This is a genomic window from Geminocystis sp. NIES-3708 (genome assembly GCF_001548095.1).
Lineage (GTDB): Bacteria > Cyanobacteriota > Cyanobacteriia > Cyanobacteriales > Cyanobacteriaceae > Geminocystis.
On record NZ_AP014815.1, the window covers coordinates 479,678 to 497,723 of the forward strand.

Annotated in this window: 20 protein-coding genes; 7 read left to right on the forward strand and 13 right to left on the reverse strand. The window is 32.7% G+C overall.

Going from position 1 to position 18,046, the window contains the following annotated elements; genetic code table 11:
• From GM3708_RS02020 to larC, 7 genes are all read right to left on the reverse strand, one after another.
• Window positions 1-1,578, reverse strand: coding sequence for a S8 family serine peptidase (locus tag GM3708_RS02020; RefSeq protein WP_066343729.1), 1,578 nt, complete (start codon window positions 1,576-1,578; stop codon window positions 1-3).
• 37 nt (window positions 1,579-1,615) lie between these two features.
• Window positions 1,616-1,810 carry a heavy-metal-associated domain-containing protein gene (locus tag GM3708_RS02025; RefSeq protein WP_231933029.1) on the reverse strand — a complete coding sequence of 65 codons (195 nt, stop codon included), beginning with the start codon at window positions 1,808-1,810 and terminating at the stop codon, window positions 1,616-1,618.
• Window positions 1,811-1,816: 6 nt separating this feature from the next.
• A complete protein-coding gene (gene cysE, locus GM3708_RS02030) occupies window positions 1,817-2,479 on the reverse strand; it encodes a serine O-acetyltransferase (RefSeq protein ID WP_066343733.1) in 663 nt (220 codons plus the stop codon).
• A 131-nt stretch (window positions 2,480-2,610) separates the two neighbouring features.
• Entirely contained in the window at window positions 2,611-3,897 is a 1,287-nt protein-coding gene (locus GM3708_RS02035; protein WP_066343735.1) for a pitrilysin family protein, read from the reverse strand.
• Window positions 3,898-4,067: 170 nt separating this feature from the next.
• On the reverse strand, window positions 4,068-4,523 hold the full coding sequence (locus GM3708_RS02040; protein ID WP_066343736.1) for an SH3 domain-containing protein: 456 nt from the start codon (window positions 4,521-4,523) through the stop codon (window positions 4,068-4,070).
• 94 nt (window positions 4,524-4,617) lie between these two features.
• On the reverse strand, window positions 4,618-7,047 hold the full coding sequence (locus tag GM3708_RS02045) for an HD family phosphohydrolase (RefSeq protein ID WP_066343738.1): 2,430 nt from the start codon (window positions 7,045-7,047) through the stop codon (window positions 4,618-4,620).
• Between the two features lie 130 nt (window positions 7,048-7,177).
• Entirely contained in the window at window positions 7,178-8,365 is a 1,188-nt protein-coding gene (gene larC / locus GM3708_RS02050) for a nickel pincer cofactor biosynthesis protein LarC (protein ID WP_066343740.1), read from the reverse strand.
• Between the two features lie 52 nt (window positions 8,366-8,417).
• On the opposite strand from larC, the gene GM3708_RS02055 reads away from it, so the two are divergent.
• Window positions 8,418-9,068, forward strand: coding sequence for an L-threonylcarbamoyladenylate synthase (locus GM3708_RS02055; RefSeq protein ID WP_066343742.1), 651 nt, complete (start codon window positions 8,418-8,420; stop codon window positions 9,066-9,068).
• A gap of 78 nt (window positions 9,069-9,146) precedes the next feature.
• A complete protein-coding gene (locus tag GM3708_RS17735) occupies window positions 9,147-9,287 on the forward strand; it encodes a DUF2256 domain-containing protein (RefSeq protein ID WP_071827563.1) in 141 nt (46 codons plus the stop codon).
• Between the two features lie 375 nt (window positions 9,288-9,662).
• On the opposite strand, the gene GM3708_RS02060 is transcribed toward GM3708_RS17735, so the two are convergent.
• Window positions 9,663-11,276 (reverse strand): iron uptake porin, encoded by a 1,614-nt coding sequence (locus GM3708_RS02060; protein WP_066343744.1) that lies wholly within the window; start codon window positions 11,274-11,276, stop codon window positions 9,663-9,665.
• 171 nt (window positions 11,277-11,447) lie between these two features.
• Window positions 11,448-13,019 carry an ABC transporter permease subunit gene (locus GM3708_RS02065; RefSeq protein ID WP_066343746.1) on the reverse strand — a complete coding sequence of 524 codons (1,572 nt, stop codon included), beginning with the start codon at window positions 13,017-13,019 and terminating at the stop codon, window positions 11,448-11,450.
• Between the two features lie 183 nt (window positions 13,020-13,202).
• Here GM3708_RS02065 and GM3708_RS02070 point away from each other — a divergent pair, with 183 nt between their 5' ends.
• The 3 genes from GM3708_RS02070 to GM3708_RS02080 all read left to right on the forward strand — a co-directional run bounded on the left by GM3708_RS02070 (window position 13,203) and on the right by GM3708_RS02080 (window position 15,759).
• Window positions 13,203-13,970 carry an amino acid ABC transporter ATP-binding protein gene (locus GM3708_RS02070; protein WP_066343747.1) on the forward strand — a complete coding sequence of 256 codons (768 nt, stop codon included), beginning with the start codon at window positions 13,203-13,205 and terminating at the stop codon, window positions 13,968-13,970.
• A gap of 270 nt (window positions 13,971-14,240) precedes the next feature.
• The gene (locus tag GM3708_RS02075) at window positions 14,241-15,197 is read left to right on the forward strand and encodes an ABC transporter permease (protein ID WP_066343749.1); all 957 of its coding nucleotides are present in this window, start codon (window positions 14,241-14,243) and stop codon (window positions 15,195-15,197) included.
• A gap of 175 nt (window positions 15,198-15,372) precedes the next feature.
• The gene (locus GM3708_RS02080; RefSeq protein WP_066343751.1) at window positions 15,373-15,759 is read left to right on the forward strand and encodes a hypothetical protein; all 387 of its coding nucleotides are present in this window, start codon (window positions 15,373-15,375) and stop codon (window positions 15,757-15,759) included.
• A gap of 46 nt (window positions 15,760-15,805) precedes the next feature.
• Here GM3708_RS02080 and GM3708_RS02085 read toward each other — a convergent pair whose 3' ends face one another.
• The 3 genes from GM3708_RS02085 to GM3708_RS02095 form a co-directional block, all read right to left on the reverse strand.
• Entirely contained in the window at window positions 15,806-16,024 is a 219-nt protein-coding gene (locus tag GM3708_RS02085) for an AbrB/MazE/SpoVT family DNA-binding domain-containing protein (RefSeq protein WP_066343754.1), read from the reverse strand.
• A 110-nt stretch (window positions 16,025-16,134) separates the two neighbouring features.
• Window positions 16,135-16,389: a Txe/YoeB family addiction module toxin gene (locus tag GM3708_RS02090; protein ID WP_066343755.1), complete on the reverse strand. Its 255-nt coding sequence runs from the start codon at window positions 16,387-16,389 to the stop codon at window positions 16,135-16,137.
• Window positions 16,389-16,637, reverse strand: a complete 249-nt coding sequence (locus GM3708_RS02095; protein WP_066343757.1) for a type II toxin-antitoxin system Phd/YefM family antitoxin — start codon at window positions 16,635-16,637, stop codon at window positions 16,389-16,391. Before GM3708_RS02095 ends, GM3708_RS02090 begins: the two co-directional genes overlap by 1 nt.
• 237 nt (window positions 16,638-16,874) lie before the next feature.
• Between GM3708_RS02095 and GM3708_RS02100 the strand changes: the two genes are divergently transcribed.
• Together GM3708_RS02100 and GM3708_RS02105 are read left to right on the forward strand one after the other, a co-directional pair.
• Window positions 16,875-17,060 carry a type II toxin-antitoxin system HicB family antitoxin gene (locus GM3708_RS02100; protein WP_066343759.1) on the forward strand — a complete coding sequence of 62 codons (186 nt, stop codon included), beginning with the start codon at window positions 16,875-16,877 and terminating at the stop codon, window positions 17,058-17,060.
• Window positions 17,061-17,069: 9 nt separating this feature from the next.
• Entirely contained in the window at window positions 17,070-17,279 is a 210-nt protein-coding gene (locus tag GM3708_RS02105) for a type II toxin-antitoxin system HicA family toxin (protein WP_396229643.1), read from the forward strand.
• A gap of 132 nt (window positions 17,280-17,411) precedes the next feature.
• On the opposite strand, the gene GM3708_RS02110 is transcribed toward GM3708_RS02105, so the two are convergent.
• The gene (locus tag GM3708_RS02110; protein WP_066343760.1) at window positions 17,412-17,804 is read right to left on the reverse strand and encodes a hypothetical protein; all 393 of its coding nucleotides are present in this window, start codon (window positions 17,802-17,804) and stop codon (window positions 17,412-17,414) included.
• Between the last annotated feature and the right edge of the window lie 242 nt (window positions 17,805-18,046).

Here is an 18,046-nt window from a genome sequence, read left to right on the forward strand (position 1 = left end):
TTAAAGTCCGACTTGACTTTGCCAAGCTAAACCATAGGATTGAATTCCTTGATGAACTTGATTGGTAAATTTTACCCTAATTTTATATTCTCCCGTTTCAGAAATAGGGCAGAAAATATGTTCCACACTATCAACTTTACTCACCGATGAACAAATTATTTTTTCCCCATTATTATTAGAAATTAACTCTAAATCTAAATTATTTAAACCTTTATTAATAAAATTTTCACCTATATCATATTCTTGGTTATTATTTTGATCATTTAATTCCACAAGGCGATCCCATGTTAAAGTAATAGAAATATAACTATTGGCTTTTAATGGTTTTTGAATCATATAATCGTGACTATCTTTTATCTCAATTTTGCTATAGTTCCAGCCTATATTAGATACTTTTTCTTTATAATTATATTGTCCAGATTTTAATTGTTTATAAGCTCTCATCGTATTCAAATGTCCTGTTCCCATTTGCATATCTAAAGGAATTTCAGGGTTTAAATAAGCATCACTTTCTAACCATGTTTTATTATTTTGAGTGAAAACATTACGAGTCATTCCTAGTAAATTTCCATCACCATTATCTTTAAGTTTATCCGCAGAATTAAGTAAAATAGCCTTGATAACTTCATGATTTTGATAATCTTTTGTCCAACTTGTCGGATTTTGTTGTAAAAAATTATTTCCTGCCTCTAATAATAGAGCTATAGAACCAGTTATGTGAGGTGCAGCAAAGCTACTTCCTGTAACTTGTTCAACTATGCCATCGACATTATAAACATTAATTTTATTTCCGGGAGCAAGTAAAGTAACACTACGTCTAGCTCCGACATTTATTTCTTGTCGAATTAGAGCCTTACCAATACCCATGGGAGACAGGCTTAAATTAGCAAAATCAACTTTACTAAAAAAACCATCTTTTCGCATACTATAAGCGGTGGTGATGCCATTATAGTTATCCGTGGGAATGGGAATTCCACCTCTACCTTGATTTCCTGCCACCACATAAACAACATTATGAACTCTTGCAGACCAATCTAAACACTGAGTTAATAAAGCATTACCGTCCAATTGTGGTGTTTCTCTATCATCTCTAGCTAAAGATTCTCCGAAACTTAAATTAATTGCCCTTACATTACCGCTATTTTGCAAGGCAATATTTTGAGTAGTAAGACATTCTTCTGGTTGTCCTGCACTTTTAAGTGATCCCACAGCACCTGAGTATAACTTCGCGCTTGGGGCAATTCCCCTTAAGCCTTTGTGGTTACTTATCATAATAGATGCAACCATCATAGCATGATTATCAATATTCGTATTTGGTTGTGCTGGTTCGTTACGGTAAAATAAACGAGCTATAGGTAATTTTTTGTGTAAAGGGTTAAGTTTATCTAGGGCAAATTTTTTCGGTCTCCCAATTTCTACTTGACCTATACTAATCTTACGTCCTTGTAGATTATAAGGTGCTTGTTGTAGTCTCAGAACATCTATTCCTGTTTCTGATAAAGATTCATTTAAAGCATTAACAGGAAAGGTAAAACTTATTAAATTAATAGCAGTTAAGCACAGTATTTTCTGTTTCATCAATGATTTATCGAAGTCAGATATTAATTATTAATTATTAATTATCAATTGTGTGTCCTGCTTCGATGATAGCTTGTTCGATAATATCAAGAGCTTGAGTGGTATTGATTTGAACAATTTTAGTGTTAACATCAATATGAACCTTTGCTTCAGAATCTATATTTTTAAGAACGGTAGTGATAGTTTTCGCACAAACTTCACAGGCAATACTCGGTACATTTAATATAATCACAATTATTTAGAACTTATAATATTGTTTTTCTAAAGATTGTTGTTGTAACTCGACAACTTGTTTTTCTAATTGCTCAATACGATCTAATAAAGTTCTAATGACGGTAGCTTCAGAGTCTGGTAAATTACTATGGTCAAGAGGATCAACTTTTTCCCCAGAACGATAAACTACTCTACCAGGAATGCCTACAACAGTACAATCAGCAGGAACATCTTTTAAAACCACAGATCCTGCACCAATGCGTACATCATGACCGATAAATATGTTACCTAAAACTTTAGCACCAGCACCAACCACTACATTTTCGCCGAGGCTAGGATGACGTTTCCCACTTTGTTTTCCCGTGCCACCAAGAGTAACACCTTGATAAATTAAACAATAATCACCGATAATGGCTGTTTCTCCGATTACTACACCCATACCGTGATCAATAAAAACTCCTTTGCCAATAGTTGCACCGGGATGGATTTCAATACCTGTAAAAAATCTGCCGATATGGGACATTAAACGGGGTATCAAAGGTAAACCTAAATTATATAATTTATGGGAAAAACGATGAAGAACTAATGCTTGTAAACCGGGGTAGCAGAGTATAACCTCCAACCAATTACGGGCAGCAGGATCTCGTTCAAATATGATTTTAAAATCTGCGATGAGTGATGATAGCACGGTAAGCCAGTTTTTCTAATAAGTCTTATTTACAATAATATCTCTTATTTCTCCTGTTTGAGTAAATAACCTAAAATACTTACATTAAGATCTTACACGAATGCTATTTATTTTGAAAATGTAAAATAAATTTAACAAGATTTAATTTGACAAACCGCATAATATTCAGGGGAAAGATATTGACAAGCATAAGCCTGTAATTTTTCTACCGTTAATTGTTTGACAATATAAGGATATTTTAAAGCTAGATCTGCCTTTTGAAGAATTTGATAATAACCATATAATCCTGCCAATTGTTCGGGAGTTTCTGTTGAAAAAATATAGTCATGACATAAAGTGCGTTGACAGTTTGTTAACTCATTAGCGGTAATAGGTTCTTTTTGTAGCTTGTAAATATTGTCTCTAATTATCATTTCTATTTGTTCCAGATTATTTCTTGATAAGTATGCAGAAATGGTAAATAAACTAGAGTGTTTTTGTAAGGAGAAGTCACAGGTTATATCTAAGACTAAATGTTCTTCTTCTCTGAGTTTCCTTACTAGCCTTGAAGTTCTGCCACCTGTTAAAATTAGAGATAACATATCTAAGGCGATCGCCCCTTCTAAATTTTCAATACCAGGTCCAAGCCATCCCATAATTAATCGAGGTTGTTCGAGTCGGGGTAAAAATAACTCTTGACGACGTACATCAATAATAGGTGGTTCACTATCAAAACTTACATTCGGACATTCTGAGCGTACAGAAAAATCTTGAAAACAATTTTCTACCAAAGAAATGGATGTATCTTTATCGATATTACCAACTAACACAACGGTCATATTTTCTGGTTGATAATAGGTTTTATGATAACATCGCATTTGATTAGGAGTATTTTGCAGTAATAATGATTCATCACCTAATACAGATCTTTGGTAGGGATGAGTTTGATAAATATTACTAGCCATACTTTGAAGAATTATCCAGTCATAATCATCGTAACTAGAACGAATTTCCTCTAAAACAACATCTCTTTCGACATAAAATTCTTCATCAGAAATTTCTGCTTGTAATAAAATTTCAGCTAAATAAGGTAGAGTATCTGGTAAATATTGATGAGCAGTGGTTAAGAAAAAATGAGTATAATCATAACTTGTAGCGGCATTAGCGACACCTCCTGTACTTTCTACCACATAATCAAAATCCCCCGGAAGTATATTTTTTGAACCTTTAAAGATCATATGTTCTAAAAAATGAGAGATTCCAGACCATGATTCAGGCTCGGTGGTTACTCCTGCATTAACCCACACATCAGCAACCACTACCGAACTAGAGGGTATGTGTTGATGTATTAAAGTTAGTCCATTGGGAAAAAAGATAGTATCAAGGTCACAATGGTAATAAGATTGTTTTTGAACTTGATGATGTGCTGATAGTATCATGTAAAAATATTTATTTACCTTTCCTTAATCTTACCTTTAGTTTCGTCTATTGAGTTTATTAACAATTGGTAATTTATATTAAGAAAAGAGGTATTTTTTTGATGACTGACTATGAGTACAAGTTTTTGAGAGAGTTTAGCAAAGTATTCGGAAGTCGATTTATGTCAAGATTAATTGATTTTTTCTACATTTCCTGACTTAACCCATCCTTCTTGTCCACTACTAGGAATACGAACTTTTTGCCATTGATTATCATTACTGGTACTTAAAATAATTAATTCTGCGTTGTAGTCAACTCCTCCTATTCTTTCAGCATCTGTATTGGCTTCAGAACGTAAGCTTAAGCCTGTTGACCATGTCACTCTGGCTTTATAAGCACCTGTCGGTAAATCTTCCGTTTCTGGTTTAGGTTTTTCTACTTCGGTTTTTGAAGGGGAATTTTCAGGGGTAGAAACTTCTTTTTTAGATTGATTAGAAGATGGTTTTTCTTCCGCAAAAGTATGTTTAGAAGGAGTTACGGAAACATTTGTAAGGAAAAAATATGCACCTCCTGCAATACCCGCACCAAATAAGATTACACCTAAAAAGAAACCAATAATAAATTGAAACAGGCTTGATGGACTCATAATTGATAAAGAAAAAATGACACTTAAATTTTAACTAAAAATATTAACAAATTATCTTCAAATAAGATCATTCTGTATAGCTAATAGTTAATAATTAATTGTTACTACTACTTCTCATTTCTAACGCTCCCTTGGGATAGGTTATTCTCTGATGGTTGAATTGTTGCCAAATATTAACAAATACTTCCGCAATAACAGGTAATTCTTCATATTTAATGCCAGATTCATCTAATTGATGATCTCGCCAACGGGCTTTAAAAATCTTGTTAACCATTGCCATAGCTTGATCTGGTGTTGCTTCTTTTAGCGATCGTAAAGCAGCTTCACAACCATCAGCTAACATAACGATACCAGTTTCTCTCGATTGAGGAATTGGACCGTCATAGGAAAAAAGAGTTTCATCAATGTTATGAATATCTTTACCTTCACCTTCTACTTGGGTTTTAGCTTGATAGTAAAAATAAGAGATTAATAAAGTGCCTTGATGTTGAGGAATAAAATCTTGAATGGCTTGAGGTAAACCACATTTTTTTGCCATGATAATACCTTCACTGACGTGCTTTTTGATAATTTCTGCACTTTTATAAGGATTGTTAATCATATCATGTTTATTTGGTCCGCCCATCTGATTTTCGATAAAACCGAGAGGATCGTGCATTTTACCTATATCATGGTAGAGTGTTCCAGCCCTTACTAACTCGACATTACAATGAAGTTTACGAGCTGCTGCTTCAGCTAAACTAGCAACAAACATAGTATGCTGAAAAGTGCCGGGTGCTTCTGTCGCTAATCGCTTTAAAAGTGGGCGATTAGGGTTAGATAATTCCGCTAGACGTATCGGGGTAATTAAATCAAAAAATCTTTCCAAATAAGGGGAAATTCCCAAGGCTAAGACACTATAAGTTAAGCCGACTGTTCCGTGCCATATAGCTGCAGGTAAGATAGCATACCATAAAGTCCCAGCCCCTGTGCTACCAATTAAATAAATGATAAAGTAAACACTTCCTTGGGTTAAGCCAACTCCTGCACCTAATAATGCTAATTCTTCCCTTGAATGAAGACGACTAGCCATAAAAGAAGCTAATAAACCCCCCGCAAAAGAGGAAATGATATATTCCCATCCCATCATTTCCATTTGAAAAAGGGTTAATCCCGTCATGATGATAAGATTTGTAACAGCCACCGTTGGACCATAAAAACTACTAACAAGAAATCCTAGGGCGGGTAAAGAATTGTATCCTACATCAAATATACTTATGATTGGAACAGATAAACTTAATAACCACAAAAGAAATTGATCTCGTCTTCGTAATCTGCCTTTCACTTGATTGGTGATCGTCATAAATCCTACTAAGGAGATAGAAATAATAATAACAGTTCCTGCAATCCCAGTCCAATTAATGCTTCTACGACTTAAGCCAAAATTGTCTAATAAAACAAAATCCTCTTGAGTAATTTTCTCCCCAGCATCCACAATCACTTCACCTTTACCTATGGTAACAACAACTGGTTGTATCGCTTGTGCGGCTTTTTCTGCTCTTCTTTTCGTTTCTTCTTCGTCAATGATAAGATTAGATTCTAAATTATTGGTGATTAAGTTTACCGCTATATTTTTTATACGAGGGGAAATGTCATTTTCGAGATGAATTTCTGTAGCTTTTAATTGAATGTCTTCTGGTAATCCTGTAGAAATTCCTACAGCTAAAATTTGTCTGACAGTTTGACTAATTTCTTTTTTTCCTTCTTGCCAAGTTATATTGTCAATATTCCATAGAAGTCTTTTTTCTTCATCTTCAATACTACCAATTTTTAACTGATCAATTTGACTCGAAAAGCTTTGATAAATGTTTCTATTTTGTTCTAATTGACTAAGTAAATTTTCAAAATTTTTGGAGTTAACTAATTTTTTATAGGTTAATAATTGTTTAATAATTTCATTCTCGGTTAATGATAAAGATTCATCAACAGAAAAAAATGATGATGTCTTAATTTTGACAAGAATTTTTTGCCATTGAGATGATGGTAGAGAATGAATATATTTTTGGTTAGAGGAAGATAAAAAATTACTATTAACAAAAGTAATTTTTTTATTTAGGTTGCGAAGATTATCTATTTGTTCGAGTTTATTATCAATTCTTGTTTGAATTTTTAATGTCAAACTTACATCCTGTTTTAACATTGGTAATAAACCACTACGGGTTTTTTTGCGCAATTCTTCTGTTGTGTGAGAATCCACAAAATCTGCATCACGGGGTGCAACAATTTTTGTAGGGGAAATTGTGCCAACAGCTAATTTTGGTTGATTATAAAAACGATAACTAACTGAGCCTGTAAAACTTGTCACCGATAATAGTATCATTATCGGAGTATGAACTTTACAAACCCATTTTAATATTACAGGTTTATTTTCATCACCATGAGAAGTATTATTAGACTCTTTAGTAGAATCGCAAAATTTAGAGTTTTGATTATCCTTTTTTTGCCAATCTTGAAAGGTTTTGCGGATTAAGTGCAAGGTATTCATATTAAATCAATTTGACCATAAAGACAAAATAATAATCGGATAACTTTAAACTTGATCACAACTCCTCTACTAAACCCGACTGAATATTATTATACTTTATTTATTCTATCTCCTATCTTGGTTCGGAATTTTAGATTGAATTTTGATAATAACAACGTTGGGTTTCTAAAGTGATTAAACTCAAAGGAATATTATATTGACGGGCGATAGTGACACAATCTTCATACTCTGGTTGAATATTGATCACTTTTCCTTCTTTTTTTGCTACTTTTACTTTAATATCACCATATTTTGTTTTAATTATCTCAATTTCTCTGGCTAAAATTGAACGGTGTTGAATTTGGCGACGAATACCAATGGTGGTAGTTTCACGAAAAATAATTGTTTCGCAGATGTCAATTTTGTCTAAATCACAAATGACTGTTAATAAAATTCCGGGGCGATTTTTTTTCATCCCGACAGCTTGGGTAAAAATATCTTTTGCACCAAATTTTAATAATTCTTCAAAAAGATAGCCAAAAATTTGTGGATTAGTGTCATCTATTTGAGTTTCCAATACTGCTATTTCTTCGCTACAGGAAGATGATTCTCTTTCTCCTAACCATAAACGCAAAATATTGGGAATAGGTAAATCATGACTACCAGCACCTAATCCTATTTTTTTTAATGTCATTTGCGGTGGTTGTCCAAAATTTGTTACTAATGTAGTGGCTATTGCAGCTCCTGTGGGAGTAACCAATTCTTTATCAATGCCGTTACTATAAATAGGAATTTCTCTAGTCTGCAATAATTCTAGCACGGCAGGTACGGGGACGGGTAATTCACCGTGAGCAGCTTTTACTATACCTCCTCCCGTAGGCAAAGGGGAACAATATAATGTTTGAATGTCAAGATATTCTAAGCCTAAACAAGTACCGACTATATCAATAATGGCATCCACAGCACCTACTTCGTGAAAATGAACTTTTTGAGGTAAAATGCCATGAACCTTTCCTTCTGCTTCTGCTAATTGTCGGAAAATAGCTAAACTATTAGCTTTTACTTTAGATGACAAATTGCCATTATTGATTAGGTTTTCAATGTCAGCCAAGTGACGATGATGGTGATGATGGTGTTGAGTTAATTCAACATTAATTTTAATGGCACTTTGACCTTGTCTCAAGACTTTTGTTTCTTTTAATCGATATTCTTTTTCTAAATTTAACCCTTTTAAACCATTTTCCAGATATGCTAAAGGCACATCAAGGGATACCAATGCACCTAAAAACATATCGCCAGAGATACCTGTAGGACATTGTAAGTAAGCTATTTTTTCCATTTACGGTACAATCAATTAGCAATTATTTATTATTCATTATTCATTATCTATTATGGCTACATTATACGAATTAAATCCTGATAACCCACAATCTCGTGATATTGAACAAATTACTAAAGCGTTAAAAAAAGGAGCTATTATGCTTTATCCTACAGATACAGTTTATGCTATCGGCTGTGATATGAATGTCAAATCTGCTGTGGAAAGAGTAAGAACTTTAAAACGTTTATCTAATGATAAACCATTAACTTTTCTTTGTTCTTCTTTATCTCATATTTCTGAATATGCCATTGTCAGTGATGATGCTTATCGTATCATGAAACGTTTAATTCCAGGTCCTTATACTTTTTTATTACCAACAACAAAGTTAGTACCGAAATTAGTAATGTCTCCTAAACGTAAAACTACAGGAATTAGAGTACCAGATCAAAACGTGTGTCAAGCATTATTACAATCTCTTGATAATCCTATTATTTCTACTTCTGCTCATATTGTAGATGAAGATGGAAACTCTATTGCTGAAAATTGGGAAAAATTTCGTTTATTTGATGAATTAGATAAACAAGTTGATATTATTATTGATGATTATAGTAATCCAGGATTTGATGTTTCTACTATTCTTGATTTTTCCACTGATAAACCATCAGTAATTCGCCAAGGGTTAGGCTGGAAAGAGGTTGAAAATTGGTTTAATTTTGATTAAAAATATTAAATATAGATTTTATTAAAAATAATGTTATCCTTAAAATTTAGGATAATTTTTCCCTAATAATTAATTTTAATGGCAAAAAATATTAAAAAAGCTGATTTTCCTACTAAAATATGTCCTGTTTGTGGATTGTCTTTTACTTGGCGTAAAAAATGGGCAAAATGTTGGGATGAAGTTAAATATTGTTCTGAAAAATGTCGTAAAAATAAATAAATAAGGTTTACTAGAAAAATGTTTTTATGAGATTAAATTGAGAAATCTCTGAATCAATAAAGCATCACGAATATTAAGACTAAAATCCACTGGATGTGAAAAATATAGTCTGAAAAGACATTGAAAATATTAACATTCTGTAGAGAATTAATTTTTTTTAGATATTCCCTAAAACATGAAACTAAAATACACACTATTATAGTTTATCTTACATCTAATTAAATTATGTTTATAACCTTAATTTTTTATTATTTACATTAACAAAGTATTATTTTGATCTTTTGTAAATATCATTTATTTCAAGTATTCACGCAAAAAAAAGAAAAGGGCTAAAGCCCTCAATAAATATTATTTTACTTATGTTTTCAAACAAAATTAAAAAGTAAAAGATGTCCGCAAAGCACCCACATATAAAGGATCTCGGTTATTTGCTGGGTTAATAGCTACCCAAAAAGCAGGAGTTATTGATATATTGTCTGTTAATTTAAACATATAAAATGTTTCGATCAGAAAAGGTGTATCTTTAGTAGCAACAATATCGGTAGAAATATTGTTTTTATTAGTTAAAGTAGCCGCATAGGGAGGACTTCCGACACTGACAACACCTAAATTTCCCTCTTTTAATAAGTCAGGAAAAGCTAAACTTACTTTCCAATTCCAAATATCAGCATAATCTCCCTTTCTCAGTCCACCTTCAGCTTTAGAATAGGTGTACATTCCCCAACCAGAAACGTTAAAACGAGGGTTGATCTGCCATGACCCAATTACGGCATAATGGTCAGAAGATGCAGCGTTACTATCAAAAGGATCATCAGTATTATTTAATCCTGTATAACCCAAGAGGGAAAAATCTTGTAAATCTCCCGTGCCACTATAATCTCTGGCATAGGCGAAGGCAATTCCCGTATTACCCTCAAATTTGTAAGTTAATTGAGCCGCAATATTATATTTTCCGTTAAATAAACCATTTCCGCTTTCAGGATTACTACCATTGAGAGCAGAATAGAGAAACCCTAAATTCAGTTTATCGGTGATGTCATAGTAAGCTCCTACTCCCGGACCTTCATAGTCGTTCATGAGGTAAATTGGTGCTAAACTGGGAAAAAATGCTACTGATCCTGTGGCAAAATCCGAAGTATAAGGAGAAAGAGGATCAGAAATGTCATCGAGAGTAATTTTAATTCCCGCTAAAAATAACTTGAGGCGATCGCCTACAGGAAAGTTATACTGTACTTTATTTAAAGCGGTGTTATTATCTCCTCCTGCACTAAAGTTAAAATCTGTTAAATTACTTCCTCCTCGTGCAAAATAAAAATTACCCATTTGTAAACGAACTTTTAACAAATCTTTACCGCTAAAACTGGTGTTGAAATCAAGACGAGTTCTATAATTAGCAGTAACTTGTCCATCGGTTATAGGTGTACCTTTTGGAACTCCAAGAGCCGCAGTTTCATTACCTCCAACTCCCGAAAAAACAATGATATTTTCCCCTCGTAAAGTGGTGGTGGGGGAAAAATTATTATCTTCTAAAAAGGCAATTCTACTTTCTAAATTATTGACTCTAGTATTAAGGGTTGCTAATTCTAGTTGATATTCTTTAGCTAATGTTTTTAATTTCTCTAAGTCTTCTTTAATAACCGTTGTGCCTTCTTGTATTAACCTTTCCATTGTATTTAAACAGGCATTCAAACCTGCGGCAAATTCATAACGACTTAAAGCCTGATTACCTCTAAAAGTTCTGTCAGGATAACCGACAATACAACCATAACGCTCCACAAGACTTCTAAGGGCTTCAAATGCCCAATCCGTAGGCGATACATCTCGCAGTTGTGAAACGCTATTAATTTGACTCATGGAATTGTTATGGGAATCATCAGTCATCCTTTGAGAGTCAATGATTGATTGTGCTTGAGCCATATTTGCATCTAAAAAATAGCCTAAATTAAAGATAATAGATAAAAATAAGAGATAATTAAGTTTATTAGTCATTTTTATTGATAAATTAAATAATTTGAACTTTTGTTGTCAATTTTGTGATTTTTAACTGCAACTTCATGGTAACTATGAAATTCTATTGGCTTCTGTTCTTTTTACTTTATGCTGTGTAAGGGATGCGATATTGCTCAATTGGTTGTTTGCTTTGACTTCCTGCTACCCGGCTTACAAAGAGTTGCTTAGTGTTGTTTTTCTTTTCGCTTGTCCTACAGGGTCCATTTTTTGTTCTAACCACTTAAATCCAAAAGAGGATAAGGTTGTTAAAACTAGATAGACTAACGCCACCGCAATATAAACTTGAAAGGCTTGAAATGTAGTCGCTACAATTAATTGCCCTTGTCGGAATAATTCAGCAAAACCGATTACCGCAACCAAACTGGTGTCTTTAATGAGGGTGATAAACTCGTTACCTAACGGGGGCAAAATTCGGCGAAAGGCTTGAGGCATAATTACTTCTTTTAAGGTTTGTAATCGATTCATTCCCAATGCTTCACAGGCTTCCCATTGACCTTTATCTATGGATTGAATACCTCCTCTAATAATTTCTGCGAGATAAGCGGCAACATTTAAACTTAACGCAATAACTGCGGCTGGAAGACGTTGTAAACTCCACTGTAAACCAATACCTTGAAAGAAAGCAGGTAAACCGAAATAAATAATAAACAGTTGTACTAGCATCGGTGTTCCTCTGAAAAATTCTACATAAACTCGTAAAATATTTTTAAGGAATTTGTTATCGGAAATTAAGCCAAAAGCGACGAATGATCCGCCAATTAAGCCAAAAAAGATGGATAATGCCGTTAAGGTGAGGGTGACAACTGCACCTTGAGGTAATCTTTGGATGAGTAAAGTTAATACCGATTGATTACTACTAGCACTGAGGGGATTTGTTGTAAAATCCGAAGACGTAGTGCCGATTAAAGAGGGTGCGATTAAAGGTAATACTAAAGGCTCACCAGCGAACCATTTTTGATAAATTTGCTTATAAGTGCCGTTACGTAAAATTTTGAACAAGCCATAGTTAAGTAACATTACTTTTTCGGAATTCATGGGTAAAGCGATGCCATAAAACTCCTCTGTGACTAATTCTCCGACAACTTTTACTCCTCGTAATCCTGCTTCTTTTATAGCAAATAATGTTACAGGACCATCATTGACTACTGCATCAACTTTACCGTTGACTAACTCTTGTAAAGCTAATACTGCTGAATCAAAAGCGACTATTTGGGCGTTAGGGATTTTTTGTGCTTCCATCGCTCCCGTTGTGCCTATTTGTACGGCAATTTTTCGCCCTGTTAAATCGTCAAAACTGTTAATTTTATCGTTATTTTCTTGAACGGCAATAGCTAAACCTGCTTTAAAATAAGGACTAGAAAATGCTACAGTTCGTCCTCTTTCGGCAGTAATTGTCATACCACTAATTGCACCATCGAGAGTGCCTGATTGTAAAGCAGGAATAATACCATCAAAGGGTAATGATTCAAACTCCACCGTCAACCCAACTTCATTACCGATGGCTTTCATTAAATCAATATCAAAACCTTGCAAACCGCTACCATCTTCTGACGGCATTTCAAAAGGAGGAAAAGTTGGTTCTGTACCTACTTTGAAAGCAATTAACTGACTTTTGACTGGTTGCACCGTAAAGGGGTTAAAAGTTATCAAAATTATTGTCAGACAAGCTAGTAACCCCAAAACAATGGGCTTAATCCATCGATGTCGAAAGTGTTTGATCATTACGGTACTATTAATAATATTTACTTAAGAATAATCGCAACTTTAACTATGACCTGAAAAATTACGATCTTTTGTTATCTAAAACACATTTTTTCAGATTAAAATTATCTATATTACAAGTAATTCATTAATACTTTATCAATACAAAAATCTTTTACAAAATAATCAAAAATATACATAATTATGTCTTCACCTATACCAGTAATTATTAGTGACAATTTACATAAAAGTTTTGGAAATTTAGAAGTATTAAAAGGGGTAAATATTGCTTTATATAAAGGTGATGTTGTCTCGGTAATCGGTCCTTCTGGCTGTGGCAAAACCACTTTTATTCGATGTTTAAATCGTCTTGAAACTGTTACATCAGGAACTTTAGAAGTTATGGGAGTTGATATGTCTGCCCATAAAATTAGCGAAATTTCTTTACGACAGTTGAGAAGTAAAGTAAGTATGGTTTTTCAACATTTTAATTTATTTCCTCACTTAACAGTTCTACAAAATTTGATGTTAGCACCACAAAAAGTATTGAAAAAATCTACTCATGAAGCCAAAGAAAAAGCGTTACATTATTTGGCAAAAGTTGGTTTATCTGCTAAATCTGACTTTTATCCTGAGCAACTTTCGGGAGGACAAAAACAACGAGTGGCGATCGCCCGTAGTTTGTGTATGCAACCTGAGATTATTTTATTTGATGAGCCTACTAGCGCTTTAGATCCTGAATTAGTAGGAGAAGTACTTTCGACCATGAAACAATTAGCAGAAGAAGGTATGACAATGGTAGTCGTTACTCATGAAATGCAGTTTGCAAGAGAGGTTTCTAATAAAGTGTTATTTTTCAATGAAGGAATTATCGAGGAAATGGGTAAACCTGAAGATTTATTTTCTGCACCAAAAAGTGAACGATTAAAGACATTTTTAAAACGTACTAATTCAGGAGTTTATAACGAATAAATAATTATTCCTAAGTTTATTTTCTCTCCTTGTAACTTTTAATATAGATTTAATTAATTTTAATGATTTCTCCTCTGAAAAAATAAGTCGAAAAAATATTTCAAAAAAGTTGACAAATTTAATGTTTTCTGATTATAATAGAGTTAATAAATAGAGCCACCTTTTCTTGACCCTTTGCGGTCGGGGAGGGGTGGCTTGTGTCTATTTTTATTCAGTTTTGCTTATGGTAATCACTAGATAATCATATTTAATAAATAGATAAAAGAGAGAATGAATTATTTTGTCAAAAGAGTTTTAATTTCCATACCAACTTTATTGGCTATTAGTCTAGTAATTTTTTTTATTTTAGCATTAGCACCGGGTGATCCTCTCAGTGAATTTGCTTCTAATCCAAATATTACGGCGGAAGTTAGAGAAAATCTGAGAAAATCTTTAGGGTTAGATAAGCCTATTTATATTCGCTATCTTAAATGGCTTTTGGCTTTTTTTCAAGGAGATTTAGGTTATTCTTTTAGTAGTAGAAGCTCAGTTTTTGGTTTGATTTTACAGCGTCTTCCTAATACCTTAATGATTGTGGGTGTTGCTTATATAATTAGTGTTTTTCTGGCAATTCCTATGGGATTAATTTCTGCGGTTAAACGCTATTCTTTACTCGATAATGTTATCACAGCGATCGCTTTTTTTGGCTATTCAATTCCACCTTTTTTCACAGGATTATTATTGATCATAATTTTTAGTGTACAACTTAAATGGCTACCTTTTATTTATGATAGCAATTTAGAAATTATCAATTTTGCAACTTTTTTCGCACAAATTAAACAGTCTATTATGCCCATTATGGTATTAAGTTTATATCAAACGGCGGTATTAATGCGATTTATGAGATCATCAGTGATGGAAGAATTGAATCATGATTATGTACGGACAGCTTACAGTAAAGGATTAAATACTTATCAAGTGGTGGTTAATCATGTTTTACGCAATGCTTTGATTCCTGTTATCACTTTAATCGCTTTAGATATTCCTAGTATATTCACTGGAGCATTAGTTACTGAACAAATTTTTCGTATCCCCGGGATTGGTGCTTTATTGATTGAATCAATTTATCGTAGTGACACTCCTGTCGTGATGGCGATAACAATGATTTATGGTATTCTAATCGTTATCTTTAATCTTATAGCAGATTTGACCTATTCATGGCTTGATCCTAGAGTAAGATTAGATTGAAATTAAATTTGTTGGAATATAGAAGAAAAGAAGAGGATATTTAATTTATTATTTTCATAAAAATATGTTGTATTAAATTAAATTAAGAAAATGTTAATTTTATCTGTCATTTTTTGAGATTAGATAACTCAAAATGTTAAAGTAAACAGAAAGATTATTGTGGAAAATAATAAGGGTGAAACAAAATTTTCAAAATAAAATTATCAACATCAATGATTCGGGTTTAGGTTGTTTATTAACATTAGTCATTATCAGTTTATTTTTAGGTGCAATAGGCTTACAGTGGATTGTTAATGGGTTTTTAATCTTTTTTGCTTTATTATTGATTACTCCAATTATTGGTATTTGGGGATTTCGTTGGTGGTTAAAACGAAATTTAGTGGCAGATAATTGTCCTGTATGTAATTATAGTTTTACAGGTTTTAATAATACTGATTGTCGTTGCCCAAATTGTGGGGAAGTTTTAAAAGTAGAACAGGGTAAATTCATAAGAGAAATTCCTGATGGTACTATTGAAGTAAAAGCAGTAGAAGTTTCTAATAATATTTTAGATGAATCATAAATAATTAAGGCTCTTAACCATTCAAACCATCTACAAGTACAATCAACTACTTTTGTACTCTTTTGTCAATATCTCGAATATTATCAATATTTGCCCCTTTCAAAATACCTCTAAAGGATTCAAGGGAATTTGTTCGGGGAATTAAAGATATTAAATCATCTTTGATGACTAGGGAGAATTTTTGTCCTGCTTTTAAGTGTAAACTTTTTCTAATTTCTTGAGGAATAACAATTTGATATTCTTTTGATAATGTAACTTCTAACATATTCTTAAATCATAATCTTGATCGTATTTATTGATCAAATTTTATCTGATCAGACGAAAAAAATCTTAGCAAAACTATACTCTTAATCTAATTTAAAAACTGTGCTATATTTATTCATAATGACTCAACATTCGCAAAACTTTAACTATTTTTTCTTGCGACAAAATTTGATAAATTAGACGATGCTGTTTATTAATTCTACGAGAGTAATAACCTGATAAATCTCCTCTTAATTTTTCATAGGGAGGTTGATAAGGATTTTCTGTTAAAATGATCAATAACTCTTGAGTCTGAGGTTTTAAACCCGCCGAACTTAATTTTTTAGCATCCTTATTGGCTTGTTTTGTTAGAATAACTTTCCACATTACCAATCAATATCCTGAATATTAATACATTCTTCAATGGGGGTAGATGCTTCTCGATGAATAGATTCTACCATACTGGGAATAGATTGAAGATAGAGGGTTTCTTGGATTTCGTTCCATTCTTGCACGGAAATTAACACTGCCTTACCCGTTGTTTCTTCAATCAAAATAGGTTGATGTTTTTGATTAATCTCAGCAATTATTTTGGGAAAATCAAGTTGTGGTTGATTAATTTTGATGGTTTCCATCTTCGTTGAAATTTTTATCAAGTTAACTATTCAATCATAAACGATGCCTTTAAGAAATAGTTGTAATATCAATACTATCAATCTAATCTCAAAATTGTGAGACGGTGGCAATACCCTTTCCATACAACATATATTTTTATTAAAATTAAGTTACGATAAAACCTCAATAATATAACATGATAAAATAAAAGACGGATATTACTATATTACGAGCAATAAATAGTTTGACAAAAACACATGAAAATTAAAGCTATAGTTCATACTGCCGAAGAAGGAGGATATTGGGCAGAAGTACCTATTTTTGATGGTTGCTATACCCAAGGTGAAACTATTGAAGAGGTTTTAGAAAATCTCCAAGAAATAATCAGCTTATATGTCGAAGACGAACCCGAAAATCTTAACCCTTCTGAATCAGGTATTTGAGTTAAATGTATGAAATCAATATCAGGCAAAAAGTTAGGGCAGATATTGGAAAAAAAAGGTAGGCGATTAATTAGGATAAAAGGTAGCCATTATCGTTATCAAAAAAATCATACAAGCATTTCTATTCCTGTTCATGGCAATCAAGATTTAAAAATTGGATTGTTAAAATATGAAAAAAGCCAATTTAACCGAGTTGGATTTAATTTAATGGTTGAATAACTCCCCACATCAATCGAAGATAAAAATTGTGGAAAGGTGGACATTATCCATCCTATATTTAGTAAAGGATTACTACGGTTGACATACCCAAAACCCATTTGAATCAAATCGTCTTCCTCTAAGCGTACCTTCTCAACAAGTATCCCATTTTACATCACCAGCAGGTTTAGCTTTGCCACCTGATACTTCCCAATAATAACCTGTGTCTTTAACCACATTACCAAAATAAAAAGTTCCTTTATTAGCAATATCACGACTGGCACATAACCAAAATCCATTGGATTGAAAATCTCTTCCTACTAAGACAGTATTTTGTGGACAAGTATCCCATCTCGCTTTACCAGCACTAATTGCTTGTCCTCCTGAAAATCTATACAAAAAACCTGCATCATTACGAATTATACCTACAAATATTGTATTTTTTGGCGAATTTGTTTGAGCCTTTGTATCGGAAGTAATGCTTGTTAACGTTGTTAAAGTCAAAGTTGTGCAAGTCAATAAAGTTGCTAAATATTTTTTATTCATGATTCCATTTTTCGTTAGATTATTGTTTTTAAGTTCTCGTTTGAATATAAATTTAAGAATACCCCTTCAAAAACATTTTGGAATACGCTCAAAGACTGATAAAGAAGGGACTTTTATAAAAAATTATTACAAAAGACTTCTTTTACTGAGGGGGCGACAATGAAGGTAAACAGACGATGGCATAAGAGATTGAAGCTGGTAATCTGGATAAAAATAAGATGTTTTTAGTTTTTATATTAATT

Excerpts from the sequence above, each read along its gene's own strand:
- GM3708_RS02040 (WP_066343736.1), bottom strand. The coding sequence starts at position 4,523 with ATGAGTCCATCAAGCCTGTTTCAATTTATTATTGGTTTCTTTTTAGGT.
- GM3708_RS02105 (WP_396229643.1), top strand. The coding sequence starts at position 17,070 with ATGAAATCAATATCAGGCAAAAAGTTAGGGCAGATATTGGAAAAAAAA.
- GM3708_RS02035 (WP_066343735.1), bottom strand. The coding sequence starts at position 3,897 with ATGATACTATCAGCACATCATCAAGTTCAAAAACAATCTTATTACCAT.
- GM3708_RS02070 (WP_066343747.1), top strand. The coding sequence starts at position 13,203 with ATGTCTTCACCTATACCAGTAATTATTAGTGACAATTTACATAAAAGT.
- GM3708_RS02055 (WP_066343742.1), top strand. The coding sequence starts at position 8,418 with ATGGCTACATTATACGAATTAAATCCTGATAACCCACAATCTCGTGAT.
- GM3708_RS02090 (WP_066343755.1), bottom strand. The coding sequence starts at position 16,389 with ATGTGGAAAGTTATTCTAACAAAACAAGCCAATAAGGATGCTAAAAAA.
- GM3708_RS02085 (WP_066343754.1), bottom strand. The coding sequence starts at position 16,024 with ATGTTAGAAGTTACATTATCAAAAGAATATCAAATTGTTATTCCTCAA.
- GM3708_RS02100 (WP_066343759.1), top strand. The coding sequence starts at position 16,875 with ATGAAAATTAAAGCTATAGTTCATACTGCCGAAGAAGGAGGATATTGG.
- GM3708_RS02060 (WP_066343744.1), bottom strand. The coding sequence starts at position 11,276 with ATGACTAATAAACTTAATTATCTCTTATTTTTATCTATTATCTTTAAT.
- GM3708_RS02065 (WP_066343746.1), bottom strand. The coding sequence starts at position 13,019 with ATGATCAAACACTTTCGACATCGATGGATTAAGCCCATTGTTTTGGGG.
- GM3708_RS02095 (WP_066343757.1), bottom strand. The coding sequence starts at position 16,637 with ATGGAAACCATCAAAATTAATCAACCACAACTTGATTTTCCCAAAATA.
- larC (WP_066343740.1), bottom strand. The coding sequence starts at position 8,365 with ATGGAAAAAATAGCTTACTTACAATGTCCTACAGGTATCTCTGGCGAT.
- GM3708_RS02075 (WP_066343749.1), top strand. The coding sequence starts at position 14,241 with ATGAATTATTTTGTCAAAAGAGTTTTAATTTCCATACCAACTTTATTG.
- GM3708_RS02110 (WP_066343760.1), bottom strand. The coding sequence starts at position 17,804 with ATGAATAAAAAATATTTAGCAACTTTATTGACTTGCACAACTTTGACT.
- GM3708_RS02045 (WP_066343738.1), bottom strand. The coding sequence starts at position 7,047 with ATGAATACCTTGCACTTAATCCGCAAAACCTTTCAAGATTGGCAAAAA.
- GM3708_RS17735 (WP_071827563.1), top strand. The coding sequence starts at position 9,147 with ATGGCAAAAAATATTAAAAAAGCTGATTTTCCTACTAAAATATGTCCT.
- GM3708_RS02020 (WP_066343729.1), bottom strand. The coding sequence starts at position 1,578 with ATGAAACAGAAAATACTGTGCTTAACTGCTATTAATTTAATAAGTTTT.